The organism is Segatella oris, assembly GCF_900637655.1.
Lineage (GTDB): Bacteria > Bacteroidota > Bacteroidia > Bacteroidales > Bacteroidaceae > Prevotella > Prevotella oris.
Genome location: NZ_LR134384.1, coordinates 3,039,651 through 3,063,549 on the forward strand (window position 1 = coordinate 3,039,651; position 23,899 = coordinate 3,063,549).

Sequence of the window (23,899 nt, forward strand, 5' to 3'; positions counted from 1 at the left end):
GGCAAGTGGTGCAGCAATCTATCCTGATACACAATTTCAATTCCAATAAGGTTCAATTATAACAAGAAACAATATCTTTCAGCACCGCTTCCATTTCATTTCAATTCCAATAAGGTTCAATTATAACTTTTATCGTAATGGATTAGTATTGACTAATTTACTGAATTATTTCAATTCCAATAAGGTTCAATTATAACTTGAGCCGGAGGGAGGTTACAACTGCATGAGCCTGTATCAATTTCAATTCCAATAAGGTTCAATTATAACTTTGATTTTCCGGCTCGGATGCAACAGCTTGTCTTATTTCAATTCCAATAAGGTTCAATTATAACATTGAAGGAGGACAAGGCCGAATATATCAACGCCTATTTCAATTCCAATAAGGTTCAATTATAACTAGAGATTGTTCATCGACAGGGAAGCAGCAATTCCTATTTCAATTCCAATAAGGTTCAATTATAACCTGTGCTGCAGCCAAATTTGCAATGTACTTCTGCATTTCAATTCCAATAAGGTTCAATTATAACGCTGTTTGAGTGCCTTCTTCCTTTTTGAACTCTGTCATTTCAATTCCAATAAGGTTCAATTATAACGGTCAACAATTCCCTCTAAATTTGAAAAAATAGCAAATTTCAATTCCAATAAGGTTCAATTATAACTGTCAAGCGGTTTGCACTATGCTTCACTCCTTCTACATTTCAATTCCAATAAGGTTCAATTATAACTATCATCGGCTATGTCGACGCGCGAAATACAAGTATTTCAATTCCAATAAGGTTCAATTATAACCTCAAATTGAAGCTAATAAGACTGCGTCTCCTGTATTTCAATTCCAATAAGGTTCAATTATAACAATTGTTTGAGAAGTTGAACCCTGTGCTTTCTAAATTTCAATTCCAATAAGGTTCAATTATAACCCCCTCTCATTATATGTGTATGTTAGATTGGTTCATTTCAATTCCAATAAGGTTCAATTATAACCGATAAAGGTGTTTCAAGGTTCTGTTCCGAACGTATTTCAATTCCAATAAGGTTCAATTATAACGATTAGTTGGAACTTTTAATGTTAATAATAAAGACAGATTTCAATTCCAATAAGGTTCAATTATAACCTGGAGGTATGTTGAATGCAAGCGCCCTGGAACAAATTTCAATTCCAATAAGGTTCAATTATAACATCGGCATAGGCGGCCCGGGCTGCATCGTTTGCCATTTCAATTCCAATAAGGTTCAATTATAACTACGGTGCAGATAATCTGTACCCGCAGAACATCAATTTCAATTCCAATAAGGTTCAATTATAACGCAATGATTTGAATGAGCGATTGAAGAAAGTTGAGGGATTTCAATTCCAATAAGGTTCAATTATAACGCAGCTTTCACACTTGCAGCATTGAAACCTATTCCCAATTTCAATTCCAATAAGGTTCAATTATAACCCACTCTTTTAAAAGAGATAAGTCGAATAAACACTAATGTTTTCAGCAATACAAAGGTAATAAAAATCATTGAAAAAATGTCGATGCCCAATGATATATTTTCCATAGAGCATCGACATTCCCTTTTATATAAGGTGTTTCAAGAAGTCAAAGAGCGATATGGGCATCTACGGGAAAATGAAAAGGACACCTATTCCTACACATCGACAACTTTACAGAAAGTTCTCTGTTGACATTCGCTCCTTGCCAAGAATATCCTTACTCATATGATAACCCTTTTTATTAGAGAATATTATCACACTATCCTCTTTTTTATCAATTAAGTTTCCTATCTTATACTGCAACTCCCGCAGTTTAACTTCTGACAGTTCGCCTTCAAACACAGAATTCTGTATCCAACAAAGATATTGCCGACATAATTTCAGCATTTTACTAACACGCTTCTCTGCCACATCATAAATCAGGATAACATACATACAATTACCAATACATCTTAAAAGGTTTATATTCTTCTATCCCGAGTATATCTTTCAAGAGCTTATAACACTCAAGTTTTATCAGATGACGATAACTCACATTACGCCCCAAGGAACGATGACGGAATGTTTCATTATAACGTTCCTCCATGGCTGCAACAAAGATCTTTTTCCCTTTATCATTTAGAAGGCAACGATTCAATTTCCTATCAAAATGACTCTTTTGAAGCGCACGTTTATTAAGTACTTTGAATATAACCCGATCAACTATAATCGGTTTGAAGATTTCAGATATGTCCAAGCATAAAGAATAACGGCGTTCTCCTGGCTTATGCAAAAAACTAATCGTAGGGTTCAGCTGTGTTTGATGAATTGCGCGCAGCGTTTCTGTATAGCACATCATATTACCAAAAGAAACTAAAGCATTCACTTCATTCTCGGGAGGTTGCTTCGTGCGACTGCCAAACTTAAAATCATCAAGTACGATATCAAAAGCAGAATAATAAATTCTACGAATATTCCCTTCTATTCCCATCACTTCTTCAACAGTTTTTGCTTCAGGAAGAGTTTGTGCAAATTCTTTCATTTCGGCAATCTGCCCTTCAAGTTCTTTTCCTCTCCTATTATAATAGTTCAAATTCATCACCATATTCCATGCCGCACCTTGAATGAACTTTCTTGCCAGCTCTACCCGTTTTTTCGAACTTTGATATGTTTTTACCTGTGCCAATAAAGCCTTTCCCGAAAGCAGTCCTGCACGAGGCATGAAACTCCCTGTATAATTCTCATAATAATCGAAGAAATGAACAGGCACATCGCGTTGCCCCAGAAAATTATATAGAGAACTATTCGCTTTCAAACTACCAAAAGCATATAATTCAGCAACATCCTCTATCGGAATAAAACGAGATGGTTGCTTCGTTTCATTTCCTTGTTCATCTATGCTAATAGGCGTAAACTTCAATGTATTGTCTTTACGCTCCATCAATCCCGGATTAAACAAATAGAAGCTCCTTTTCATAAATCTTCCTCCATCTCATTTGAATAACAGAACTCAAAATAGCTACAATTCTTACATAGACCTTTCTTCACTATAGGAGGGCATAAATCCAGTTCTATAATATTACAGATATCTTGCCGAATTAAAGCAATATTTTCGCGATCCACATCTGTCAATACTACTTCCGATGTCTTTCTAAGCTCAGGATATTCCAATATTCCTTTCACCCCATTAATACCATGCTGTTCGAAAACATACATATAGTATTTCAGCTGCCATTCATGCGCCTTAGCAACCTTATTAGATTTTTTAATCTCATGAATAACTTTATTCCGAGCATCATAGTAATCTACTTTTATGCCATCTATCGCAACTTCTTCATACTTCACCGAGCGCTGCGGATAACTATCTTCATGTATCAGTTTGCCTTCATACACCAAGTCCGAATTATGTTCCATGTTTATGCCATTAGCAAACAGCCACAACTTTCGCCTACAAAGCTGATAATAATTAAAATGAGTTCCAGTAACAATCATAGAAAAATATCTCCCCCTATTTGCTTTTCTGTTTCTGAAAATACTAACCCAAGCCTTTCATCATACTCACTATTGATTACATATTGTTTTATACTTATAATCTGCTTATCCTCATTCTTTGAATATACAAATGTTTTCTGCTCAATATTTCCTTCATGTAGCATATTAGCAAACCTGCGCTTACTAATAGACACTAATAGTCCCTCGGCTTTGACAAATTGAAGATTAGATATTCTACTTTGATATTCTGGTACCAATGCAGCAGGAATAACTTTTTTATCATCGAATTGCTTATAGAATTCTTCCTCTCTTTCTGCAGAATATTCCAATGGACGTAAATCTTTCTCCACATAATCTTCAAATAAAGTTTTTGTCATTGAAAAATCTTCTTGTTCTTCTTCTGACCAACATGGATAAACAACATCTATCAATGCCTGTAATTTATTTTCTTGGATTATACCACCTTCATCTTGCTCTATTTGTTTCAAGACCTCCAATGTTCTTTCTATCACTCCCGCATTTTTATAGATATATTTATCTGCATCATTTCTTTCCTTGAATACATAGCAAGGACAAATTCCTTTTTCCCGTTTTCTATTAACCCTCCCAAAACGCTGTAAAAGAGCATCAAGGGGTGCTGGAGCTGTATAAATAAGATCAAAATCTACATCCAGGCTTATTTCTATAGCTTGTGTACCAACTAAAAGTGACACATCATCTTCTTTCAATTTTACTTCATTCTTAAATCTATCTTCTGCACAAAAGCGTCCATGAAGTAGAACTTTTTTCGAAGCATGCAGATATTTATAAACCATTTGAGACTCATCAACAGTATTGCATACAACAAGAACTTTCTTACCTTGATTGATATCCACTTGTATATTATCTAAATAATCTGTCAACAAACCATCCAAGCAAAATAGACGATGTCGTCTGAATGAGAGATACAGCTGCTTATCCGCAATGATTTCTTGATAAGGACCTATAACAGATGCTATTTTGCATCTCATAAAAGTTGGCAGAGTTGCCGTCATTATATGCACCCTGACCTTCAAATACTGAACAGCAAATGATAATAGCACTATTATCTGAGCAAAGATCTTAACTTCATAGGCATGTATTTCATCGATGATAAAATAACCTCCACTCCATTCAAAGATACCTTTTTCGAAACCTTTTATTCCAAAAAGATGCTTTAGTAATTGAAATGGCGTAACTATCTTCAAAGGCATTAGCATGGACTTAAAGTCTTCTACTTGCTCTTGAAGTTTAATAGTATCTATAGAATGATTTTCCATTTGCAGATCCAAATACTGCATTAGATTTCCATGTAGTAATCCAACTTTTTTTGAAGAATCACCTATACAGGAGTTCAAACGCTTATACATTGCATTTATGGAAGCTGTATAAGGTAGTATATAGTAAACTCTTCCTTGTCCTCTATGTTCTAATTGATTCTTCAACCATACAAGAGCAGCTTCTGTTTTTCCAGCCCCCGTTGGTGCATTAAGAATAACACTACAAGAAGCCTCTGCATCTCGTAACTGATGGGTAAAGAATGGGTATTTATATAAAAAGGCAAAATCAGTTTTTTCCAGACGATATAAGTGTTTTATACCCGCAGAGGCCATATGGTCACAATGCTTTATTGCCCCAATAAATAATATATTCTCTATATTAGCTTTTCCTTCGATATTTTTATTTTTTGCTAATCGAAGTATACTCTTAATACAAGGAACATTTTTTGTAATAAGGTTCAGTTCATATCTATCTAATATTTCCTTTATTTCTTCATAACATAATTTATCACATTCATCAGCATACGATAAACCTTCTTCATCCCAATCTTCATCATTATAATAATTACGATTGACAAAATCAAAAAGATCACCTAACGACTTATGATGCCCTAACACACCGAATGATACTAAAGTCTTTTCTGATTCTGATAAATTAGAATTATGAATAAAATAAATAGAAAATAACTCATGCCGCTGATGATACCATAAAGATGCCTTACCCAAAAGTGTTTTTTGAAACTCAACATGTCCTTTACCAGTATCATGCATTATGAGGCTCTTTCTAACAATATTCCAAAAAGACGCTTTATCTTCAACAGGAATATTGGATATAACCATTGACAACTGCCTACAGATAGAGAGGCAGTCATCAATGTGTTCATTCAGAGATATCTTTGGATTTGATTTTGCAAGAAGGATTGAACGTTCCATTTTTACTCTTCTTTTCCTAATCTTAAGTGATGCATATAGATATCAACATCTTCCCCATTGATACTATCCCGCAATGCACTAAGATCTGTTGAAAAATCATCACTATTACATCCAATAACAGAGTAAGCTTCCGTACCAACATTCTCACGAGGAATAGTATTCGTAAAATACTTTGGCAATGCCTGTATAGTACCTGGTAAAAAATTACTATTGAAAGGAACTATCTGCCCTTTTATTTTACTCGCATTATTAACCTCTTTCAAATCGCAAATAACTATATCTTCTATGGTTGCCAAGTCACAACTTCTACCAAGAAGAATCTGAAAAGCAGGAGTTTGGAAATATTTCACAAAGTCTTTATCAATGATATATATATATAAAGTATTATCGAATAGAAATTGTCTATTTATAACATTCGATTTTACCTGTTTTTTGGCAGTACCTTTATCATATTTCATTTGATAAATAGTTTCCAAATCATTAGATATTGACCGATAATTAAAATAATATCCAATCTCCATATCTGCATGATTAAGATAGCGCCCCGCACAAGCATTCATAAGTCCTAATATGGTACTTAAGGGGGGAACTTCTAAAGTTGGCTGATAACCAGATATTATATTTGGATATCTAAAACTTGCAGTCCATGCCGATATTTTAATACGGAAAACCTTCATTATTCTATTAGCGTCTTAACTTCTTTTATATATTCATCAACAGCAATATTTATAGATTGATAGACCACAATATCATCAAAATCAGAGACCAACGCTTTAATATCCTCATCATACTCATCGAAAAAGCCACTACGCCTACCGATATAGAGCTTCCCTACAAAAGTATCTTTGTAATCTATTAGAACTTGCCTCAAACCTTCCATATTCAAAACAACTCGTTCATTTCGTTCACCAGCATTCTTCACTATATGTGAGAACGGATGATTACCAGTACTCGATGTAACCAGAATAATTAGTTTCGGGGTAACATCTCCCATGTTACTTGTCTGCATAGCACCACCACTGATATTCTTCAATGCTGCAATAGTATCTGCTATACGCTCCTTTCGCACATGCTGAGGCAGACGTAAAAGTTTCCCTTTCCCAAACAAATCATCTATTTCTACAGCACCATTCTCAATAGCTTTTTTCTTTAAATCATCTGATAGATTCCTATAACCGCTACGATTATAATCTGAAAAAGTTGAAATTGCATTAATATCCAAAGAGAACATCCCTTTCATAACTGCGCTATATTCTTGCTTTACAAAAGGAACGGAATCTCCCTCTTGACGTGACATACTTGACCAGTTCATTGCAGGACGTGTTGCTGCTACAGATATCAAAGCAGAATTTTTCAATGGGGAAACTCTTGTAACCGTTATATTCTTTGTTTTCTTCTTTCCCTTTTCATCTTCATTTGTTTCTGATGCAGCACGCATATAACCAAACACATCATCATCAGGATAGTCTATAGGATTAGTATTAGTAAATACTATAGACTTGCCTCTCGTTATAGGAGAAAGTGTCCAACCATAAACATATTGCAGAGTCTCTCTCCACCAATATCGCCAGGCTTGACCAGAGACATACACATAATTTTGCCCATCCTTGTTAATAGACTTTGTCCTTGTTATATTATCATTATTAGATATTGTATCTTTTCCTGCATTATTCAAGGCTACAACATCCACATCTAACAACACAAATCCTTGAACATTTAAATTCCTTTCCATACGTTTTTATTTTAATTATTAGAAACTTCATTATCGTTATTCATATCCTTATGCAACTGATGCAATCGTTCATAAATTGCTATCAATAAAACATCGCGCATTTCCATCCATGAATCTAAATCAGGGAATAAATAGTCTGCATACTCATTTACTGTGACTATTGCGTCTTTATTTCCTTCTTCATAGTTCTTTGCTATAATATCTTTCAACACAAAACGTCTCAACAAATAAGAATTTGTAACACTATCTAACTTTTTAATTGCCTTTTCTATTATCAAACAATCATTGCACGCTGTAATAAAATCAGCTATTTGCTCAATTTTATCAATACTTTCTTTTTTCATATGTCTTATTTTTATTGCATATATTCTAGTTATTTTAAAACTCACTAAAGCTATTCTGCTATAAGATAACAAGTAAGGAATAATAGATTTATTATTTAACAAATAATCATAAATAACATTACTCCAATACTGATATTCTTCTGGGGAAACTATCGTCTTCTGCTTCTTATTCTGTACTTCATAACTATCAACATCCTTATTATATTTTATACCTTTTTTATAGTAATAGCGTCGCACAAAGTTATGCCAAAAATCCTTATACTGGACTTTTTGCATTAAACTATAAAATTGTAAGGTTTGGAAAGGTAAGTTATAAATAGACAAACTAGGTGAAGTCCCAAAATTTGTAAAATGATACATTACTAAATTCCTTTGTTTTCCATCAAATATATCAGCAAAATGTATATAAGGGGCATAAAACGAAATGTAACAAAATGGAAGATGATAGAAAACGACTATATACGTTGATATTCAATCAGTTAGGACGAAATTAGACAAAGACAGCTTGCAAAACGAAATGTTACATTGCGTTACATTCGTGTTACATTTAGGGGATTATTTGAACAGTGTTTGAAGCATAAATGTTACATGGGTGAAAAATAGGGCTACATGAGACGGCGTTTTGATTGAAGACGGGTTATTTGTAACATGAACACGATAGAGGACGGCACAGGCGAAGGAAAAGGCTTTATCGGGTGATTTGAGAATGTTTGAAGTATGGCAGAAGCAGTTGCATCCTGCCTTTTATTTTGTCGCAAAGAATAAAATATAAGTCATTGAAATATCGTATATAATTATTATTTTGTATATTTGCAGCAAAAAGAAGTAAATATGACTAAGGTAATACACGTACAATTGATGCAGGGACGAAAGAACTATTATTTCGGTTCTATTCCTGCGATTTACAGCGTTCTAACGGCTGAAGAGATAGGGATAAAGCAGTGTTCATTAGAACGCGTAGGGTTGAGCAAGGGAGGCGTTGTACTGAACAAAAAGGCATGTATCAGGGCAGGCAAACTTATACGCTCTAAAACAACAAAATGAGGATGCATTTGAACAGCTAAAACGCTGATTGAACGACACTTGAACGGCTTTCAATATGTTTTTGAACGGTTGGAGGCCGTTTTTCGTGTTTTCAGGAGTAAAATGAGGGCGATTTTGGGGTAAAAAATGGGATTGGGGTGACACTTGGGGTGACGATTGGGGTGACAGTGCAAAACGAAATGTATCGATTGGGGTGACATTAGGGGTGACACTTTTAACATAAATAGAATTGAATTAGCCCCCCTCACAATAACCGAATATTGTTGATTACGTTCGTTTTTGTCGTTTTTACCCCCCCCCATATTCCAAAGGTATAGGGTTTATTGCCGTCTATTTGTAAGTGGAAAATTTGTAAAACGTTGTGTTTATCGGGCTTTTTAGCTATATTTGCGGTGTTAAATCATAAAAAAGTGTGCGCGCGGCGCATAAGGAGGGCAATATGGAACAGACATTTAAGATTAGTGATGAGCAGTGGGAGCGTTTGAATGATGCAACGTTTAGAATTGTACTGGAGCGTTCAGATAAGCTGGTTGCAAGTTCACTTGAACAGCTGCGCAAGTCTACAGACCGCGCCTATACCCTTTTTGGTTTCCTACTTACTGTTTTCTCAGGAATAACCGCTTACTTGATTAGGTGTGTGGATATAACTGTTCTGCTTCCGTGTGTTGTATTGTGGTTGGGGTGTGGTATAGCTACTGCATTGATGTTTTCCAAGGCAATATGGGTACACCCTTTTATCCATCAGGGAAACCAGCCACGTTATTTAATCACCAAAGAGCTTATAGATGCTTATAAATCGAATGGTGCATACCAGCACACGCTTTTGGTGTCTGCCATAGAAGAAAATCAATATTGCTACGACTACAATTCAAACATATTGGCGAAGCGTGCAAAAGTAATTAAATGTGTGATGAAGGTTATAAAGGCAACCTTTTTAATGGTTGCCGTTATAACCATACTCATTAAACTGGCTGAATATCTGAACTATCCATTGAATTAGTGTATACAGCATCTGGGGTTTGAGGTCTTGGATATTTCTCCTTTTCCTCTTCGTCTTTTTCTTTTGCCATAATTGTTGAAGTTAAAGTGAATATTAAGTTTGAAATTATTTAATGTTTACATAAATCGGCTTATGTTCCCGAGTACTTCGAAGATGCGGAGAATGCGGGAATTGTCGTATTCCTGCTCATCGTAGTTTTCCTCGTTGATGGGCACGTAACGCATTCTGTTCGGGTCATTGGACTTGCGAAGTATCTTGACGGTGCGAATAGTATCGAGGACAACGGCATAGATTTCGCCGTATTGCACATCCTCAAGTCGGCATTCCTTAAGCGCAATGATATCCCCATGGTTGATTTTAGGTTCCATGGAATGCCCCGTGATGTTCACCCAGGTGACCCCCAACTTGTTAAATGGCTTGAAGTCAATGTTGTATTCAGGGGTGACAGTCTGATTATTAAATGTAAGGTCAAAGCCTCCAAGGAAGTCCACATCATAGTATGGTGCACCTTTACTGGGAGTGTATGAGACGGAGGGTTCAGAAAGAAGTGCCTCCGTTATAGAATTTTCTTCTTGTTTTTTGGGGTAAATCGCCTTATTTTTCTTATCTTTAGGGTCGGGAATTGCGTCTTCAGCTACACTGCATGATTGGTTACTACCTTTCGTTTTGAGCATAGGACCATTGCCAGTAAGGAGCCAATCTGCTGACAAATTCGGATATGTAGTTAAAATTTTAACTATCATATCTCCGCCAAGTTGACTTTGCATATTTTTCCCCTTAAAATTGCTATCTTTAATGCCTGTTGTATTAAAGAAATCAACTTTTTTAATCCCTGCAGAATCTAAAAAGGTAAGAATTTTGCCTTTTATGGTTAAATTTTCCTCCATTTTATTTGTTAGGTTAAAATTTTATCTTATCTTTGCAACATGTTTAATACATAAACACCGCGCCAAAAATACAAAAAAGGGGCGAGAAACAAGAATGTTTAATTAAAAATATAATAAACTTAACGCTGCGCTACCGGCATGACGGGCAAAGAATATGAGATTAAGCACATACAAAGAGAACGGTTACAATTACACACATGTTGCAGTGTTTGTTGACAGCTTGGGACAGCTTGAATACAAGGTGGGTACTAAAAAGACACTTGAAAGAAAGCAGTACAATGGTGAACTTCCACTTTTCTTCGAAATTTTGACTTTCAAGCAAGCAGCAACTAAATACCCTGAATATTTTACATTATAACTATTTCAGCCCTATCGCAACACGGTCAAGCGACATATTATGAAGTTTTATTCTACAGCGTACAATTCAAATTACAAGGTTGAAAGAAATGATAACAATATATCTCTCATGGGGATTGATGCACCGATTTACGATAGAGCAGAAGCAGAAATCGTCATGCAAGAATATCTTGATAGCACAGGTGAGGAGGGGGAAGTAGGTGCAGCCTATGAAACTGACGAAGAGGGATGGTGGACAGCCAAAATCTTATAATGACTTCATCTGTAAGGATAAAGAATATGAACGGGAAACTCTTAGACAAGGTTGACGTTGAGAAAATAGAAGCGCTGGTTGACGCATTAAGCGGGGTGATAAGTGACATGCGCATTACAGGAGAAAATAGCGAGACCTGCTTTTGCAATGAAGCATATTGGGCATGTTATTCTTTAAGAAATATGATGTTTACATCTCTAAGACATCGGGAACAAAATAGACAGGGTGAATAGATTGTAGGATAACCCAAGGCGGCTACGTCCGAATGGTAGCGGACCAGAACATCTCGGCAACTGGGGTTCGATTCCCCTCCGCCTACAAACATAATATTAATAAAGGAAAGATATGGAAAAGAAGATTTATGTAAGTGACAAAGCAAAGACGCAGCTTTGCAAGATATTCAGCTGCTCTAAGATGATGGTGTGGTTAGCGCTGAATTTCAAGCGCGAGAGTGACCTGGCACGGAAGATACGTTACACGGCCCTGACGCAGTTCGGTGGCGTTCCAAGCTGGAAACCCGAGGAAATGGAAACCACTCACGAGGAGGTGGAAAAGACTATGACGCAGCGTTATGGAGAACGTGTAAAATTGGTGTACAACCGCAATGACGGCAGCACGAGTATACTTGTTGATGGTAAAGTTACTCGCAAGGAACAAGACTTGAGTATCCCTGCCTTCATGAAGTTGCAGAGTGAAGTTGAAATAATGGCTCTGAGCCTTTAAAGCCTTAACGGGATGGAATATTACAATAAAATATTGTGTGTAACCTACGCGGAACTGACTGAAGGTAATGATGCGATTATAAAAGCTGCTACATTACGTCAGAATATGAGCCGTGGCAATATCGTCAGCGTTCACCGTGGAGGCGGCGAAGGCGGTCAGGCACTCTACGCTTGGAGTTCCATTCCTCAAAAATATAAGGAGCGGTATATGGAACGTTACGGCGACCCCGAGCAGCGCATGAAGGAAGCAATGATACGAGATCGGGTAAAACTGGATAGTGATGCACACACTTGGTATACGGACTACAAATATGAGTTGAATGGAGAAATGACTAAATTAACTCCAGAACTCATAGAAGAGTACACCATCAACGCCAGCGTACTGAATGAATTGCTGAAGCTGATGGCACAGCGCCGAGCAATCCGCCAGAGTCTGAACAGTAGCACAGCAGGAGCATGGGACGTCATTTATAAGAGTTCTGAAGCCATGCGTGAGGAATATCACCATACGTTGCCGCAGAACGCAGCACGTCTGAAGACGAAGATTAAGGCATTCAAGGCCGATGGGTATAAGAGCCTTATCAGCGGCAAGGTTGGAAACCGTAACACGGTGAAAATGACAAAGGAATTCGGACTTCTTCTCATTGCCCTGAAGCGCAGCCGAACACCAGTCTATACCGATGCGCAACTCTTCGAAGAGGGGAACCGCCGAGCAATAGAGAACGGCTGGAAGCCACTGAAGAGCTTGGCGGGTATGAAACGGTGGCTATACAGTTCGGCAACACAACAACTATGGTATGATGCCGTGCATGGCGAGAATGCCGCCCGCCTTAAATTCGGCAGGAAGCAGAGAACGAAACTACCTACACGCCGCGATTCGCTTTGGTATGGTGATGGAACACGCCTGAACCTGTATTATCAGGATATGGAAGGAAATGTGCGTACGACACAGGTTTATGAGGTGATTGATGCCATGAGCGAAGTAATGCTGGGCTACTGGATAAGCGACTCAGAAGATTATGAGGCACAATATCACGCTTTTCGAATGGCTGTTCAGACCAGTGGACACAAGCCCTACGAGATTGTACATGACAACCAGGGCGGACATAAGAAACTAAACAAGGTTCAGCCGAACTCAAATGGAAAAGGCTTCTTGGACAAAATATGCCATATCCACCGTGCCACAATGCCAAACAACGGATCTTCCAAAACGATTGAGGCCATTTTCGGACGCTTTCAGCAGCAGGTTCTTCATCAGTATGACAACTTTACGGGGCAGAACATTACTGCAAAGAAAGCCAGCAGTCGACCTAATCTTGAGAGTATGGAAGCCAACAAGAAGGGCTTGCCTACATTAGACGAACTGAAAGCTATCTACGCCGAAGCACGGCAGAAGTGGAACTCCATGAAACACCCCATCTATGGTAAAAGCAGAATGGAAGTATATGAAAGCAGCGTAAACGAAGAGACGCCTGTTGTAACACCCGTAGACATGGTTGATATGTTCTGGATTATGCACGACAAGCCTGCAACATTTACCGACCAGGGTATCACTATTGAGGTGAAAAAACAGAAATATACATGGGAGGTGTTCAAGAACGGAGAACCAGACTTGGAATGGCGTAAACGGCATACGTGGGAAAAGTTCTATGTTCAATATGATCCAAACGACATGACCACGGTTAATCTCTATGCGATTGACCTTGCTGGTGGAAAGCGTTTTTCAACCGTGGCACGCCCCTACTGGGAGATACACCGTGCATTGCAAGATCAGAGTGCAGAGGAAAAGACACAGATACACAAGGCCATCGAAGCTGGTAAGAACGACCGCATAGAACGTGTAATAGCAGGCAGACGCATCGCTATTGCACATGGTACTGACCCTGAACAGAACGGACTCATCTATCCGAAGCTGAAGGGGCTTAACAAAGAGCAGCAGGATCAGGCTCAATCAAGATTTGCCCTGTATGCCAAACCGCCCCAAAAATTCACGTTGGGACAAATAACTAAGCAAATAAGTCTTACGGATTGGAGTGAGGAGGTCAATTCGAATAAAGAACAAGACATTACTGCACCGGTTAAGGTTGACATGGCTTCAGTAGCAGGAAAGTATTGAAAAGTAAAATCGTAAAAATAAAGATAATATGAAACTAACAAAAAATGAAAAGGGACAAATCCAGGAGTGCTTGAAGCAGTATGTCAGCAAGTACCCAAGTCAGAATAAGGCTGCACAGAGTCTGGTAGGAACGAGCAGCGCAACGGTGAGCAGCATTCTGCAAGGCAAGTGGGAAAACATCAGCGACGACATGTGGCGTAACCTTGCCTCACAGTTGGGAACAACGTCCGGCAATGACTGGCAGGTGGTCGAGACAAAAGCTTTTCAGGAAATGAACCTCGTCATGAAAGATGCCCAAGCCGTGAGAAATGTTACGTGGATCGTGGGCGAGGCTGGCTGCGGCAAAACCACCACGGCACGCCTCTATGCTGCTGAAAACAGCGAGGTGTTCTACATATTGTGTTCTGAAGACATGAAGAAGAGCGACTTCATTCGCGAGATTGCACGCCGCATCGGTCAGCGTACAGAGGGTTACAGCATCAGAGAACTGCTTGACAGGATCATTGATGATCTTATTCAGATGCAGGCACCGCTGTTGCTTTTCGACGAGGCGGATAAGTTGCCAGAGCGAGTCTTTCATTATTTCATCGACCTGTATAACCGTTTGGAGGATAAATGCGGCATCGTCTTCTTCTCTACGAGCTACATCAAGCGTCGTATGACCATGGGGCTACGCTACAACAAATGCGGCTACAATGAGATCCACTCGCGCATCGGCCGCAAGTTCTACGAATTAGAACCCACCGCCCCCCACGATGTCTATGCAATCTGCATGGCAAACGGTGTGACCGACAAAAGCCACGTCTCAGAGGTTGTAAAAGATGCAGAGGCGTATGATTTTGACCTGCGCCGCGTGAAAAAAAACATCCACCGCGTGAAGGTGATGCAAGCGCAAACGGCAGTCAAGTAGTGTTAAAACAATCCTAAAACAGTAATCAAATGGCAAGCGGAACAAAAGATGCAGCACAGGTGATTGCCGAACTCACGGCTACGAATGCTAATCTGCGCGAACAAATAAGAAGTCTTGAAAAGACCTTGTGGAAAAGAGACCATCCCGTGCTGCGCCGTGCACTGAGCGTCAGCGATGTCATGCGCATGAAGAAAGAAACCTATCCCTTTGAAGGTGCATGGGAAGAGGCCTTCGGTCGCCCCGAGAAGAATGGCGTGTGGTTCGTGTGGGGCAACAGCGGCAACGGCAAGACGAGTTTCATGTTGCAGCTCTGCAAAGCACTGTCGCACTTCGGCCGTGTGGCCTACGATAGCTTGGAGGAGGGCGCATCGCTGACCATGAAGAATGCCCTGATGACAGCTGGCATGCAGGATGTGGCACGCCGCTTCGTGTTGCTTGACCGTGAGAACATGCAGCTGCTGTCGGCACGCCTCGGCAAGCATAAAAGTCCCGATATCGTGGTCATCGACAGCTTTCAGTACACCAAAATGAGCTTCAAAGATTACGAGGCTTTCAAAGAGCGGCACGCCAACAAACTGCTCATATTCGTCAGTCAGGCCGATGGCAACAAACCCGCTGGGCGCACGGCCGTGAGCGTAATGTATGATGCGAGCCTAAAGATATTCGTCAGTGGGTTTCGTGCTATCAGCAAAGGGCGGTATTTCGGAAGCAAGGGCTATTACACGATATGGGAGGAAAGAGCAAACATATATTGGGGAGAAACTAAAGAGTAAAGTTATGGCAAACAAGCGAGACAACCTGTTGTACAGGCTACGAAAAAAGGGCGTACAGGCCAACACCCGCGAACGTACCATCTTCTTCGGCGTGGGCGGCGATCCGTTCAAGATAATACAGATAAGGCGGCTCTACAGTGAGTTTCATTTCAATGTGCAATTAGTAATACAATAGACAAATGAATACTTATATTTTAATGTTATCAAAAACCTTTCCAAAAGGACATCTCCATGCCGGAGAACAAACCTTTTTTAAGGAGAAGCTCGGTATAAGCAAACTGCATACTATTCGTGCAAATTATCCTCTATGGGAACAGCGTATTGCAGAAATACAAGCAGGTAAAGGTGTATTGTCTATCCGGCAATGGGTGGGCGAACCATATAAGAGCAAGCAGGTTGAAATTGCACAGCTGACTACAAATGAGGGTGTCGGTATTCAGAAACTAATATTTATCGACAATAATATCATGCTACCTGTTATTGAATATGGGCCTGGTAACGAATTCAAATCGATGGATAGATACATGTTTGCAAAAAATGACGGTCTTTCTTTCAAAGATTGGAAAGCGTGGTTCAGAAACTACGATTTATCAAATCCGTTGGCGATTATTCATTTTACAAATTTTAGATATTAATATTAAGATGAGCAAGGAAAGACGAACAAAGAAAGTATATATCGCAGGAAAGATAGGTGAGGATATTCTTAGTGATTCGACTCGCAAGAAATTTGCAGAGGCAGAAGCGTGGTTGAAAGCAAAAGGATATAAAGTGTTTAATCCGACTCAAAGCGGGCTTGGCATCATGGCAGAGAACTACGCAAAGGCATGTGGCACGAACTTCTATGAAGAGATACTTCTTCTTGACATTATGCAACTGAAACGGTGTGATATCATCTGTCTGCTTCCTGACTGGCACGAAAGCCCAGGTGCCTTGGCAGAGTTTTTCTTCGCTAAAGCAATAGATAAGAAAATAAAACAGATTACAATGTTTGAAAATAAAATAGTAGATTGGATATGAGTAAGGAAAAACGAACAATAGAAATTGCCCCTGGGCTGATGAGCCCAGGAGGGCGCATGGGAGAGCGCTTTTTGAGCCGTGGGCACGTATGCACCTATTGCCAAGGCAACGGCTACCACTGGCAGGAAAACTGCTATCGTGAACGCTACAAGCAAGGATGCCCCGTGTGTAAAGGCAGCGGAAGACTTGATGCGGTGGTGACGATTGAGTGGAAAGCAGGAGAATGATAAATTAAAATAAGATGCAGACAATCAAAACATTGAAGCAGTGGAAAAAATCAGGAAAAGACTTAGAGGAGTTTCTAAGCCCCGGCGATTGGATAAGTGAGGATTTGTGTAACTATATTGGAGAAATTATTCCTCCTTATTATTGCTCTCGTGACTTTATTCAAGGCGGTGACGCAATTAAGTCGGAAGACAACATACTATTTTATTGCACATGTTATAGAACAGATGATAACAGATATTTATATCTCGGAGTCCTTCCTGAGTTCAAACAATAGAAAACAAATAACCCGATGAAAAGATAAAGACGATATGGGAAAATTAAAGTATTATTCAATGACACCGAACGATAAACCCGAGTGGTTGTTGCGGTTGCAGTTTGAAGTCAGTCAGCACTACGCCATGCGTGGTATAGAAGACACACCCGAAGACTGGCTGGCGCTGCAGGACTTTGTAGATGCTTTCATTCGTAGCCTCTACACGCGGCGGGATATCATGGTGAGGAGCGAGGTGGCGGCCGACCTGCTAACCGAGGACGGAGAAACGCGCCTGCTTATCAAACGCAATGGCAAACCTTTGCAAGTGTATTACATGCAAAAATAAAACAGCTATGGCAAACGAGAGAAACTACGCACGCTTTTACACCCTGCTCAAGAAAATGCCCGGCGCTGATAAGGAAACGCTTGTGGAGCAATATACGAACGGCAGAACAACACACCTGCGCGAGACTACACAGCAGGAATATAACAAGATGTGTCGCGATATGGAGCAGGTAGCAGGCTATGACGAGCGTATGTCAGACATTCGCAGAGAACTACGACGCAAGCGCAGTGTGTGCCTGAAACTGATGCAGCAGCTCGGCATTGACACTACAGACTGGAACCGCGTGAATGCTTTCTGCGAAGATGCACGCATCGCCGGCAAAGCCTTCCGCCACATCAGTATAGATGAACTCGAGGCCCTTGCCGTGAAGCTGCGGGCGATAAAGCGGAAAAAGGAAGTTTCCCAAGGTTCTTCTGAAGGGAGGGGAACCGTTGTTATGCTATCCGTAAACAATTCAATAGAAAATTAATTTTTAATTACAAAAGAATATGGAAACAACTGTAAACATCAAAAATTTAAGTAAGGAGGAACGGGCACAGTTGCTCGCTGAGTTACAGAACGAAGAGAAACAAAGTCGCATCCAGCGTCGCGAAACCTACGAGAGTCTGCGTGCAGAATTGCTGCATGGCGTGGAGGAACGCCTGCAGACAGTAGCTGCTGACGTGCAAAGTTTTCATGACTGGCTACAAAGTGAGGTCGAAGGCTTCGTAGGTGTGATGCGTGATTATGGCCAACTGCGCAAGAGCGACCAGCGCAGCTACACCATCACTGACGGCGACTTCCGTCTGGAGATAGCAAGTAACAAGGTGAAAGGCTTTGACGAGCGTGCCGACCTTGCAGCCGAGCGTCTTATCGACTATCTCAAGCGTTATATGAAGAAGAGCGAAAAAGGGGCCGATGACCCCATGTATCAAATGGCCATGACGCTCTTAGAGCGCAACAAGTCTGGTGATCTTGATTACAAGAGCATTTCGAAACTCTATGAATTAGAGGATAAGTTCGACAGCGAGTACAGTGAAATCATGGGGCTTTTCAAAGAAGCAAACGTGGTACAGAAGAACGCGGTCAACTACTACTTCTCAAAGCGCAATCCGGAGACGAATGTGTGGCGTCGGATAGAGCCGAGTTTCTGCAGGATGTAAGTCCCGGAGATATAATGGTAAGACATGACGGCATGGCAGCAAATGGGCTGCCATGCTTTTGCGGTTAAATGAATTAATAACAAAAACAATCTTTATAAACAATGAAAGTGGACAATGAGCGCCGTCGTGGGGTGAGCTATCTGAAACGCGTTGCGGACGTGAATGCAGTTTATCAGCAATGGGCAAGGTCGGGTCTCTCGAACAGAGAGATCTGGCGCAGATATATCTATCCCGAGTACGGTATCAGTGAGCGAACCTTTTATTATATGCTGAAATATGATGTAAGCGTAAAAAAAGACTGCCCTGCTTCTCCCCGTCCACTTTTGTTGTTTGATTTCGACGATGAGCAAGAATGATTTGGTACATGTGTTCGCTCGGATACTGCGGGATGTACAGATAGAACTGAAGGAGGAGTTCGACAGGAACTTCGAACGTCAGGGTTTCTTTTCTGAAAGGTGGGCAAGGCGACGTAGTCCCTTACGTCCTGGGCGAGCAACGTTGGTAGACACAGGTGGCTTGCGGCGCAGTGTTCAGAGCAAAATCACCAGCGGTGGCGTGACGTTCTATTCTGCACACCCTGCAGCAGACATTCATAACGAGGGTGGCGAAATTAAAGTAACCGCCCGTATGAAGCGCTACTTTTGGGCCCGACATTATGCGGCTGTGGGTGGCTTCGGACGAAAGAAAAACGGTGAACTGCGAGGCGACAAGCGTACCCGACAGTTGAGCAGTGAGGCAGCGTTTTGGAAGTACATGGCCTTGATGCGCGTAGGCAGCGTGATACACATTCCTCGGCGGCAGTTCCTTGGTGCCTCGCCCGAAGTTGAAAAGGCTGTGTCGGCAATCATCGAGCAAAATTTAGAGGAATATTTTAACAACGAATTTAAACTAAAAAAGTGAAAATATGAAATTTCCATTTATCAGAAGAAGTAAGGTGAGTCGTATTGTAACTGAAGAACTTGATGTACTCCGCAGCCGACTTTACGATTGCAGGATAGAGATACTCATGTTCTCTGATGACGGCTGCCCTGTCGAAGACGGCAAATTATTACTGTCGAGTACCTGTGATGAGATTGAACGTATACTAACAACAATAAAAACAAGGATAAAACAATGAGAAAGGAACTCTATGCAGCTATCAAGGCGGCAATGGAAAAGATTGAAGCAGTGAAGCACGTCGACCTTTGGAACCACAATGTTGAGTTCATCGAACAAGAAGAGGGCTGGGAACGTCCAGCGGTGTTCGTGGAATTCGGTCCTATTGCGTGGCAGCCCTACGTGGGTGGCGGCTATCGTGGTGAAGGCAGCGTGCGGCTACACGTCGTGACGGACTGGATGGAGGGCGGACAGGAGGTTGCTTGGGCCTTGATTGCCCAAATTCGCGCGGCTATGGAGAGCGTGGATGGCGAAAGCTTTCACGGCCTGAGGCTCACAGAAACCGTGACCAATCACAACCACGAGGATATTTTGGAGAGTATTGAGGGATATGCCGTGAAAGGTGTATTATAAGCAGCGTATCATTCAGGAAAAAGCCTGCCGGCATGGAGACCGACAGGCTTTTTTTGATAAAATATGAAAAAATATTATCTGTTTTATTGTTTGTATTGAAATAATGATTATATTTGCAGCAGATAAAGCATTGAAGGAATGGCACCCTGGCATTTGAGTCCTAACCGCCGCCCTCGGTGTAACGATATTAGCGCATTGGGAATGATGACCTGGCAATTGAGTCCTAACTATCGCCCAATGCGTTTTTTACATATCATTTATAGAATACAGGAAATGTGTTATACGGATAAATCCATTGTCTTTCCTATCAGCTTTCCTTGCCACATTCAATCTTACCTTTTTCCCTCTGATTTCTCCTTCGAAATAATAGAAACGGTCAACGCCGTCTGTTCTTGGATGCGTCAGCGGTGAGGATTCTATAAATGTAGCCTTGCGCAACACTTTATCTAAAGAAGCCAAATCGTCCTTTTCCAGCACCTTTGACCTGCCGAACGTATCGGAGAAGAGGTGTTTGTTGCCGTAAGTAGAGAAACCTACCTTAATCGTTCCATCTTCTATCGGCTTTTCATGCTTCACCTTAAGCAGCGGTTCCATTTCGTGCAAGTAATGTATGCGCTCAATGGCTCGCTCCGATTTTGTCTTATCCCCATAGCATTGTCTTACCAACCGGCACGCAGCACACAACTCATTATCGGGCACAAAGGCGAGAGTCGCTTTCCCCTTGGCAAGGTCGCAGTCGTTACAACGGCGTATGCTGTAGGGGTTGTAGTCGGGCATGGCCTTGCCCTGCTTGCCAGGATTGAAGCGGAACATGCCGCGCGTGTCGTTAGCCAAGGCCTCGGCCCCACGCCTGTAGGCTTCCTCGTGCGGTGTCTCGGGATATTTCGTCTTGCGCACCTGCACCACCGTACAACGGCAGTTCCACCCGTTGGGCGGATAGTAACTGTCCCAAAACGCATCGCTGAAAGGCAGCGTCGTGCCGTTCAAGGCAGCGTGCTCGGGGCGCACATGATCATCGCCCACCGTGCGGTATTGCAAGTTGTAACGGTCACCGTCCTCGGCAAACGTCTCCCACTTCGCCGCCATCCCAGCCGAAGCATGTGCAAAGTTATATTCTGCACGCAGGTAGTGCTCGTTATAGGTTTTGTCCACCTTTTGAACGTCATTAAAAAAGCGTTCAAACGACTTGCGATTGCCGTTCTCATCGACCAAGGAAGGGAACGCCTCGTTCAGTTCATGAAAGGTCTTGAGTCCCGAGAAAACATAGGTGGAATGCTCTAAGCTATCGCGCATGGTGGCCGACATCTTCGTTTGCTCAAAAGCACTATTCAACACATCGGCATGTGTTTCGATAAAGGCCTGCGCCTCCTTGGAGGTGATGATATTGATATCAAGCGATGCTCCCTTCTGCTTAAAAAGGCCTTTCATCATCGACTTGAACGCAGCGCGAAGCTGTTCCTGTTGCTTCGGGTCTATCTTTTTTGCTGATAAAGCACAGCAATGCTCACCGGCGAGCAACGCTTCATAACGACTGTGCAGCCCCACATAGGCAGCGGGGCTTAGTCGAAAAAAGACGACCCCTCCCCAGCCCTCCCCCAAGGGGAGGGAGAATTCCACGACATTTTCTTTTTACCGCCCGTTTCTTCTCCCTCTCCTTGGGGGAGGGTCAGGGTGGGGTTCCTTCTTTCCCCCACGGGCATGGCATACTTCTCGGCGAAATATGCCGGGTCAACGTCATAGCGGTCGGCAATCATCGACTCATAGGCCACCTGCTGCTCTGGCGTGTAGTCAATGGCGTCGTTCCAATCGAAGCGGCACCCCGCGAGTGGGAACTTATGTGCCACCATGCGCGGCAGCAGCTGGTTGTTGATGACGTCACGCAGCATGTCGGCATCACCCTCGACGAGGTTCTGAAGCACCTGCAGGTGCGTCTGGCTCTGCGACAGCGAAGAACCGTCCTCTATGGTCATTGTCTGCCCGATGATGAGTTTTGAGATTTCGGAGTTGGCCCTACTGACACGCTCGTTATACACATGATAGGCATCGGCCTTCGTGGACTCGACGAACTCGAGTTCAGTATCAAGCGGCATCACGGCCGTCTGTGACGCACCTGCATCAATGAGCATCCTGTGGAGTCTGTCAATCTCCTTCTTGTCGCGCGAAGAGGTCTTTGCGATGCGCATGGGCATGCCGAAAATCTCCCCGAACGTATCCCAAAACGCGAGCATGTTCTTCTTCGGTATAGTGTGCAGCGTGGCTTTCAGGAGCAGTCCGAGGTCGTAAGGCTTGCCCGCCTCGATGAGCGAAGGGGCCACAGCCGGTGAATGGTAGTCTATGCCTGCACGCCAGTCCTGTCCGAGCTGCATGATGACGCGACTGTATTCAGGAATGACGTGCTTGCGGGGAATGAGCCTCACGCAGTCGTAGGTCATGGCAGCCGTTCCTGTGCCGATGATATCGCCCAGCTCAATGAGCGAATGCCCCCAATAGCGAGAATCAAGTACATACTGACAAAAATCCTTGAACCACGCGTGGTCGAAGTAGTCGAGCAGTTCAGGTTTGTCCTCTCCTTTGTCATCTACAATCTTGAACGACTTTGCCATGACGAAGCCCTCGCGTTGCCGGATACACCCTGACAAATGCCCGTCGGCATCGGTGTCACGGTAGATGTCGTAGAGCGGACTGCGGTTGGGGTTGTCGATGTTGATCGCTGCCTGCCACGCACGCCGCCAGTCGGCGATGTCCTTTCGCGTGAGGGCGTCGGTGGTCTGTTGAAGCTGCATGATGACGTGCTTCACGCGCGCCTTTTCATCGTCCTTGGCAAGGTTGAAGGTGCCGTAAGGGGTGCGAAGTATGTGGTCATTGTCACGGCCACGAAGCGAGGAAAAAATATCTCTGATATTCATAGAAATTACTTTAATGGGTTATTACCAGTTATGTCTGAGGGGCTTTTGTGAATGCCACACTACGCCCGTCCCGGAAGGTTCGCCCGTTGCGGCATCCGTGGCCACGGGAAGCGCGGGAATAATCTTTCCCGCCTGTACACCCTCAAGCCATTTAATCGCCCGCTCGTAGCGTTCCTTTCGGATTTCACTGCCCATCTTTTGGGGCATGGCGGCCGTCATGTGGTAGAGTGCGATGTCGCAGGCATACATGACGATGAGCCGGTTGCGGTTATCACCTTCAGCTTTGAACGTGGCCTCGGTGTCGTATACAGGGCGTAGGTACCCTGCAATCTCCTCCATGGCCTCTCGCTCGGCGTTAGCCCGTATGTCGGCTGAGGTCTGCGAAACAACTTTTAAAGCGGCTTCGCCGATTACTACCCGATAGTCTTCATCTGTTACAAACATAAGCTACAATGTTATATATAATGCTTTACGTTCGATGTCGGCGGCGGTCATTCCCTTGCGGAATACTCCGCCTGCGACGAACTTTTTGATATCTTGTTTGGAAATGACTTCAAGTCTTCCCTTGATTACGATGACCATGTACTTGCGGTGCGTAATGTGACGCAGATAGTCCGCTTTCCTGACTGCACGCTTGAACTTCCAAGCAAAAATGATGTCTTTAATCAATTTTTTCAT

32 protein-coding genes and 1 CRISPR repeat array (1 of these 33 running past the window's edge) are annotated in these 23,899 nt (G+C 42.1%); of the genes, 20 read left to right on the forward strand and 12 right to left on the reverse strand.

Annotated features, from left to right (window positions below):
* A CRISPR array of direct repeats spans positions 1-1,439; the repeat unit is 30 nt; unit sequence ATTTCAATTCCAATAAGGTTCAATTATAAC; it begins 755 nt to the left of the window's first position.
* A gap of 212 nt (positions 1,440-1,651) precedes the next feature.
* The 7 genes from cas2 to EL210_RS12840 are packed head-to-tail and all read right to left on the reverse strand — an operon-like array spanning position 1,652 to position 8,118.
* On the reverse strand, positions 1,652-1,915 hold the full coding sequence (gene cas2 / locus EL210_RS12810) for a CRISPR-associated endonuclease Cas2 (protein ID WP_004373516.1): 264 nt from the start codon (positions 1,913-1,915) through the stop codon (positions 1,652-1,654).
* A gap of 4 nt (positions 1,916-1,919) precedes the next feature.
* Complete coding sequence (gene cas1b, locus EL210_RS12815; protein WP_018920533.1) at positions 1,920-2,936, reverse strand: type I-B CRISPR-associated endonuclease Cas1b; 1,017 nt, start codon at positions 2,934-2,936, stop codon at positions 1,920-1,922.
* A complete protein-coding gene (gene cas4, locus EL210_RS12820; RefSeq protein ID WP_018920532.1) occupies positions 2,933-3,451 on the reverse strand; it encodes a CRISPR-associated protein Cas4 in 519 nt (172 codons plus the stop codon). The genes cas1b and cas4 overlap by 4 nt, the downstream gene beginning before the upstream one ends.
* Complete coding sequence (locus EL210_RS12825; protein ID WP_018920531.1) at positions 3,448-5,682, reverse strand: CRISPR-associated helicase/endonuclease Cas3; 2,235 nt, start codon at positions 5,680-5,682, stop codon at positions 3,448-3,450. Before EL210_RS12825 ends, cas4 begins: the two co-directional genes overlap by 4 nt.
* Positions 5,683-5,684: 2 nt before the next feature.
* Positions 5,685-6,359: a type I-B CRISPR-associated protein Cas5b gene (gene cas5b, locus EL210_RS12830; protein ID WP_018920530.1), complete on the reverse strand. Its 675-nt coding sequence runs from the start codon at positions 6,357-6,359 to the stop codon at positions 5,685-5,687.
* Entirely contained in the window at positions 6,359-7,414 is a 1,056-nt protein-coding gene (gene cas7i / locus EL210_RS12835) for a type I-B CRISPR-associated protein Cas7/Cst2/DevR (protein WP_018920529.1), read from the reverse strand. The genes cas5b and cas7i overlap by 1 nt, the downstream gene beginning before the upstream one ends.
* Before the next feature lie 11 nt (positions 7,415-7,425).
* Positions 7,426-8,118, reverse strand: a complete 693-nt coding sequence (locus tag EL210_RS12840) for a hypothetical protein (protein WP_018920528.1) — start codon at positions 8,116-8,118, stop codon at positions 7,426-7,428.
* A 471-nt stretch (positions 8,119-8,589) separates the two neighbouring features.
* Here EL210_RS12840 and EL210_RS12845 point away from each other — a divergent pair, with 471 nt between their 5' ends.
* Both EL210_RS12845 and EL210_RS12850 read left to right on the forward strand, forming a co-directional pair.
* Positions 8,590-8,802: a hypothetical protein gene (locus EL210_RS12845; protein WP_126370236.1), complete on the forward strand. Its 213-nt coding sequence runs from the start codon at positions 8,590-8,592 to the stop codon at positions 8,800-8,802.
* Positions 8,803-9,241: 439 nt separating this feature from the next.
* Positions 9,242-9,802 carry a hypothetical protein gene (locus EL210_RS12850; RefSeq protein ID WP_126370237.1) on the forward strand — a complete coding sequence of 187 codons (561 nt, stop codon included), beginning with the start codon at positions 9,242-9,244 and terminating at the stop codon, positions 9,800-9,802.
* A 116-nt stretch (positions 9,803-9,918) separates the two neighbouring features.
* On the opposite strand, the gene EL210_RS12855 is transcribed toward EL210_RS12850, so the two are convergent.
* Complete coding sequence (locus EL210_RS12855) at positions 9,919-10,545, reverse strand: S24 family peptidase (protein ID WP_232000374.1); 627 nt, start codon at positions 10,543-10,545, stop codon at positions 9,919-9,921.
* A gap of 298 nt (positions 10,546-10,843) precedes the next feature.
* On the opposite strand from EL210_RS12855, the gene EL210_RS12860 reads away from it, so the two are divergent.
* From EL210_RS12860 to EL210_RS12940, 18 genes are all read left to right on the forward strand, one after another.
* On the forward strand, positions 10,844-11,047 hold the full coding sequence (locus EL210_RS12860; RefSeq protein ID WP_018921282.1) for a hypothetical protein: 204 nt from the start codon (positions 10,844-10,846) through the stop codon (positions 11,045-11,047).
* Between the two features lie 39 nt (positions 11,048-11,086).
* Positions 11,087-11,299: a hypothetical protein gene (locus EL210_RS13440; protein WP_018921281.1), complete on the forward strand. Its 213-nt coding sequence runs from the start codon at positions 11,087-11,089 to the stop codon at positions 11,297-11,299.
* A 345-nt stretch (positions 11,300-11,644) separates the two neighbouring features.
* Positions 11,645-12,022: a hypothetical protein gene (locus EL210_RS12870; RefSeq protein ID WP_126370238.1), complete on the forward strand. Its 378-nt coding sequence runs from the start codon at positions 11,645-11,647 to the stop codon at positions 12,020-12,022.
* A gap of 12 nt (positions 12,023-12,034) precedes the next feature.
* Positions 12,035-14,137, forward strand: coding sequence for a hypothetical protein (locus EL210_RS12875; protein WP_018921237.1), 2,103 nt, complete (start codon positions 12,035-12,037; stop codon positions 14,135-14,137).
* Between the two features lie 28 nt (positions 14,138-14,165).
* The gene (locus tag EL210_RS12880; RefSeq protein WP_025879883.1) at positions 14,166-15,047 is read left to right on the forward strand and encodes an ATP-binding protein; all 882 of its coding nucleotides are present in this window, start codon (positions 14,166-14,168) and stop codon (positions 15,045-15,047) included.
* 29 nt (positions 15,048-15,076) lie between these two features.
* On the forward strand, positions 15,077-15,820 hold the full coding sequence (locus EL210_RS12885; RefSeq protein WP_018921235.1) for a P-loop NTPase family protein: 744 nt from the start codon (positions 15,077-15,079) through the stop codon (positions 15,818-15,820).
* 4 nt (positions 15,821-15,824) lie between these two features.
* Positions 15,825-15,995, forward strand: a complete 171-nt coding sequence (locus tag EL210_RS13665) for a hypothetical protein (protein ID WP_169333948.1) — start codon at positions 15,825-15,827, stop codon at positions 15,993-15,995.
* Positions 15,996-15,999: 4 nt separating this feature from the next.
* The gene (locus tag EL210_RS12890; protein ID WP_018921233.1) at positions 16,000-16,455 is read left to right on the forward strand and encodes a hypothetical protein; all 456 of its coding nucleotides are present in this window, start codon (positions 16,000-16,002) and stop codon (positions 16,453-16,455) included.
* Between the two features lie 7 nt (positions 16,456-16,462).
* Entirely contained in the window at positions 16,463-16,837 is a 375-nt protein-coding gene (locus EL210_RS12895; RefSeq protein WP_170166112.1) for a DUF4406 domain-containing protein, read from the forward strand.
* Positions 16,834-17,064 carry a hypothetical protein gene (locus EL210_RS12900; protein WP_018921276.1) on the forward strand — a complete coding sequence of 77 codons (231 nt, stop codon included), beginning with the start codon at positions 16,834-16,836 and terminating at the stop codon, positions 17,062-17,064. Before EL210_RS12895 ends, EL210_RS12900 begins: the two co-directional genes overlap by 4 nt.
* Positions 17,065-17,078: 14 nt before the next feature.
* On the forward strand, positions 17,079-17,339 hold the full coding sequence (locus EL210_RS12905; RefSeq protein ID WP_018921277.1) for a hypothetical protein: 261 nt from the start codon (positions 17,079-17,081) through the stop codon (positions 17,337-17,339).
* Between the two features lie 34 nt (positions 17,340-17,373).
* Positions 17,374-17,664, forward strand: coding sequence for a hypothetical protein (locus tag EL210_RS12910; RefSeq protein WP_025879914.1), 291 nt, complete (start codon positions 17,374-17,376; stop codon positions 17,662-17,664).
* A gap of 7 nt (positions 17,665-17,671) precedes the next feature.
* Positions 17,672-18,133: a hypothetical protein gene (locus EL210_RS12915; protein WP_018921279.1), complete on the forward strand. Its 462-nt coding sequence runs from the start codon at positions 17,672-17,674 to the stop codon at positions 18,131-18,133.
* Between the two features lie 19 nt (positions 18,134-18,152).
* A complete protein-coding gene (locus EL210_RS12920; protein ID WP_126370163.1) occupies positions 18,153-18,806 on the forward strand; it encodes a DUF3164 family protein in 654 nt (217 codons plus the stop codon).
* Between the two features lie 101 nt (positions 18,807-18,907).
* Entirely contained in the window at positions 18,908-19,162 is a 255-nt protein-coding gene (locus EL210_RS12925; RefSeq protein ID WP_126370162.1) for a hypothetical protein, read from the forward strand.
* The gene (locus EL210_RS12930) at positions 19,149-19,706 is read left to right on the forward strand and encodes a phage virion morphogenesis protein (protein ID WP_126370161.1); all 558 of its coding nucleotides are present in this window, start codon (positions 19,149-19,151) and stop codon (positions 19,704-19,706) included. Before EL210_RS12925 ends, EL210_RS12930 begins: the two co-directional genes overlap by 14 nt.
* Before the next feature lie 4 nt (positions 19,707-19,710).
* A complete protein-coding gene (locus EL210_RS12935) occupies positions 19,711-19,923 on the forward strand; it encodes a hypothetical protein (protein ID WP_025879866.1) in 213 nt (70 codons plus the stop codon).
* Positions 19,920-20,315, forward strand: a complete 396-nt coding sequence (locus tag EL210_RS12940; protein ID WP_018921240.1) for a hypothetical protein — start codon at positions 19,920-19,922, stop codon at positions 20,313-20,315. Before EL210_RS12935 ends, EL210_RS12940 begins: the two co-directional genes overlap by 4 nt.
* 246 nt (positions 20,316-20,561) lie before the next feature.
* On the opposite strand, the gene EL210_RS12945 is transcribed toward EL210_RS12940, so the two are convergent.
* From EL210_RS12945 to EL210_RS12960, 4 genes are all read right to left on the reverse strand, one after another.
* Positions 20,562-21,746 carry a phage head morphogenesis protein gene (locus EL210_RS12945; protein WP_026286018.1) on the reverse strand — a complete coding sequence of 395 codons (1,185 nt, stop codon included), beginning with the start codon at positions 21,744-21,746 and terminating at the stop codon, positions 20,562-20,564.
* Positions 21,747-21,874: 128 nt separating this feature from the next.
* The gene (locus tag EL210_RS12950; RefSeq protein ID WP_018921242.1) at positions 21,875-23,221 is read right to left on the reverse strand and encodes a phage portal protein family protein; all 1,347 of its coding nucleotides are present in this window, start codon (positions 23,219-23,221) and stop codon (positions 21,875-21,877) included.
* A 21-nt stretch (positions 23,222-23,242) separates the two neighbouring features.
* The gene (locus EL210_RS12955; RefSeq protein WP_018921243.1) at positions 23,243-23,665 is read right to left on the reverse strand and encodes a phage protein Gp36 family protein; all 423 of its coding nucleotides are present in this window, start codon (positions 23,663-23,665) and stop codon (positions 23,243-23,245) included.
* Between the two features lie 3 nt (positions 23,666-23,668).
* Positions 23,669-23,899 (reverse strand): hypothetical protein, encoded by a 231-nt coding sequence (locus EL210_RS12960; RefSeq protein ID WP_018921273.1) that lies wholly within the window; start codon positions 23,897-23,899, stop codon positions 23,669-23,671.

Excerpts from the sequence above, each read along its gene's own strand:
- cas2 (WP_004373516.1), bottom strand. The coding sequence starts at position 1,915 with ATGTATGTTATCCTGATTTATGATGTGGCAGAGAAGCGTGTTAGTAAA.
- cas1b (WP_018920533.1), bottom strand. The coding sequence starts at position 2,936 with ATGAAAAGGAGCTTCTATTTGTTTAATCCGGGATTGATGGAGCGTAAA.
- cas4 (WP_018920532.1), bottom strand. The coding sequence starts at position 3,451 with ATGATTGTTACTGGAACTCATTTTAATTATTATCAGCTTTGTAGGCGA.
- EL210_RS12825 (WP_018920531.1), bottom strand. The coding sequence starts at position 5,682 with ATGGAACGTTCAATCCTTCTTGCAAAATCAAATCCAAAGATATCTCTG.
- cas5b (WP_018920530.1), bottom strand. The coding sequence starts at position 6,359 with ATGAAGGTTTTCCGTATTAAAATATCGGCATGGACTGCAAGTTTTAGA.
- cas7i (WP_018920529.1), bottom strand. The coding sequence starts at position 7,414 with ATGGAAAGGAATTTAAATGTTCAAGGATTTGTGTTGTTAGATGTGGAT.
- EL210_RS12840 (WP_018920528.1), bottom strand. The coding sequence starts at position 8,118 with ATGTATCATTTTACAAATTTTGGGACTTCACCTAGTTTGTCTATTTAT.
- EL210_RS12845 (WP_126370236.1), top strand. The coding sequence starts at position 8,590 with ATGACTAAGGTAATACACGTACAATTGATGCAGGGACGAAAGAACTAT.
- EL210_RS12850 (WP_126370237.1), top strand. The coding sequence starts at position 9,242 with ATGGAACAGACATTTAAGATTAGTGATGAGCAGTGGGAGCGTTTGAAT.
- EL210_RS12855 (WP_232000374.1), bottom strand. The coding sequence starts at position 10,545 with ATGATAGTTAAAATTTTAACTACATATCCGAATTTGTCAGCAGATTGG.
- EL210_RS12860 (WP_018921282.1), top strand. The coding sequence starts at position 10,844 with ATGAGATTAAGCACATACAAAGAGAACGGTTACAATTACACACATGTT.
- EL210_RS13440 (WP_018921281.1), top strand. The coding sequence starts at position 11,087 with ATGAAGTTTTATTCTACAGCGTACAATTCAAATTACAAGGTTGAAAGA.
- EL210_RS12870 (WP_126370238.1), top strand. The coding sequence starts at position 11,645 with ATGGAAAAGAAGATTTATGTAAGTGACAAAGCAAAGACGCAGCTTTGC.
- EL210_RS12875 (WP_018921237.1), top strand. The coding sequence starts at position 12,035 with ATGGAATATTACAATAAAATATTGTGTGTAACCTACGCGGAACTGACT.
- EL210_RS12880 (WP_025879883.1), top strand. The coding sequence starts at position 14,166 with ATGAAACTAACAAAAAATGAAAAGGGACAAATCCAGGAGTGCTTGAAG.
- EL210_RS12885 (WP_018921235.1), top strand. The coding sequence starts at position 15,077 with ATGGCAAGCGGAACAAAAGATGCAGCACAGGTGATTGCCGAACTCACG.
- EL210_RS13665 (WP_169333948.1), top strand. The coding sequence starts at position 15,825 with ATGGCAAACAAGCGAGACAACCTGTTGTACAGGCTACGAAAAAAGGGC.
- EL210_RS12890 (WP_018921233.1), top strand. The coding sequence starts at position 16,000 with ATGAATACTTATATTTTAATGTTATCAAAAACCTTTCCAAAAGGACAT.
- EL210_RS12895 (WP_170166112.1), top strand. The coding sequence starts at position 16,463 with ATGAGCAAGGAAAGACGAACAAAGAAAGTATATATCGCAGGAAAGATA.
- EL210_RS12900 (WP_018921276.1), top strand. The coding sequence starts at position 16,834 with ATGAGTAAGGAAAAACGAACAATAGAAATTGCCCCTGGGCTGATGAGC.
- EL210_RS12905 (WP_018921277.1), top strand. The coding sequence starts at position 17,079 with ATGCAGACAATCAAAACATTGAAGCAGTGGAAAAAATCAGGAAAAGAC.
- EL210_RS12910 (WP_025879914.1), top strand. The coding sequence starts at position 17,374 with ATGGGAAAATTAAAGTATTATTCAATGACACCGAACGATAAACCCGAG.
- EL210_RS12915 (WP_018921279.1), top strand. The coding sequence starts at position 17,672 with ATGGCAAACGAGAGAAACTACGCACGCTTTTACACCCTGCTCAAGAAA.
- EL210_RS12920 (WP_126370163.1), top strand. The coding sequence starts at position 18,153 with ATGGAAACAACTGTAAACATCAAAAATTTAAGTAAGGAGGAACGGGCA.
- EL210_RS12925 (WP_126370162.1), top strand. The coding sequence starts at position 18,908 with ATGAAAGTGGACAATGAGCGCCGTCGTGGGGTGAGCTATCTGAAACGC.
- EL210_RS12930 (WP_126370161.1), top strand. The coding sequence starts at position 19,149 with ATGAGCAAGAATGATTTGGTACATGTGTTCGCTCGGATACTGCGGGAT.
- EL210_RS12935 (WP_025879866.1), top strand. The coding sequence starts at position 19,711 with ATGAAATTTCCATTTATCAGAAGAAGTAAGGTGAGTCGTATTGTAACT.
- EL210_RS12940 (WP_018921240.1), top strand. The coding sequence starts at position 19,920 with ATGAGAAAGGAACTCTATGCAGCTATCAAGGCGGCAATGGAAAAGATT.
- EL210_RS12945 (WP_026286018.1), bottom strand. The coding sequence starts at position 21,746 with ATGATGAAAGGCCTTTTTAAGCAGAAGGGAGCATCGCTTGATATCAAT.
- EL210_RS12950 (WP_018921242.1), bottom strand. The coding sequence starts at position 23,221 with ATGAATATCAGAGATATTTTTTCCTCGCTTCGTGGCCGTGACAATGAC.
- EL210_RS12955 (WP_018921243.1), bottom strand. The coding sequence starts at position 23,665 with ATGTTTGTAACAGATGAAGACTATCGGGTAGTAATCGGCGAAGCCGCT.
- EL210_RS12960 (WP_018921273.1), bottom strand. The coding sequence starts at position 23,899 with ATGAAAAAATTGATTAAAGACATCATTTTTGCTTGGAAGTTCAAGCGT.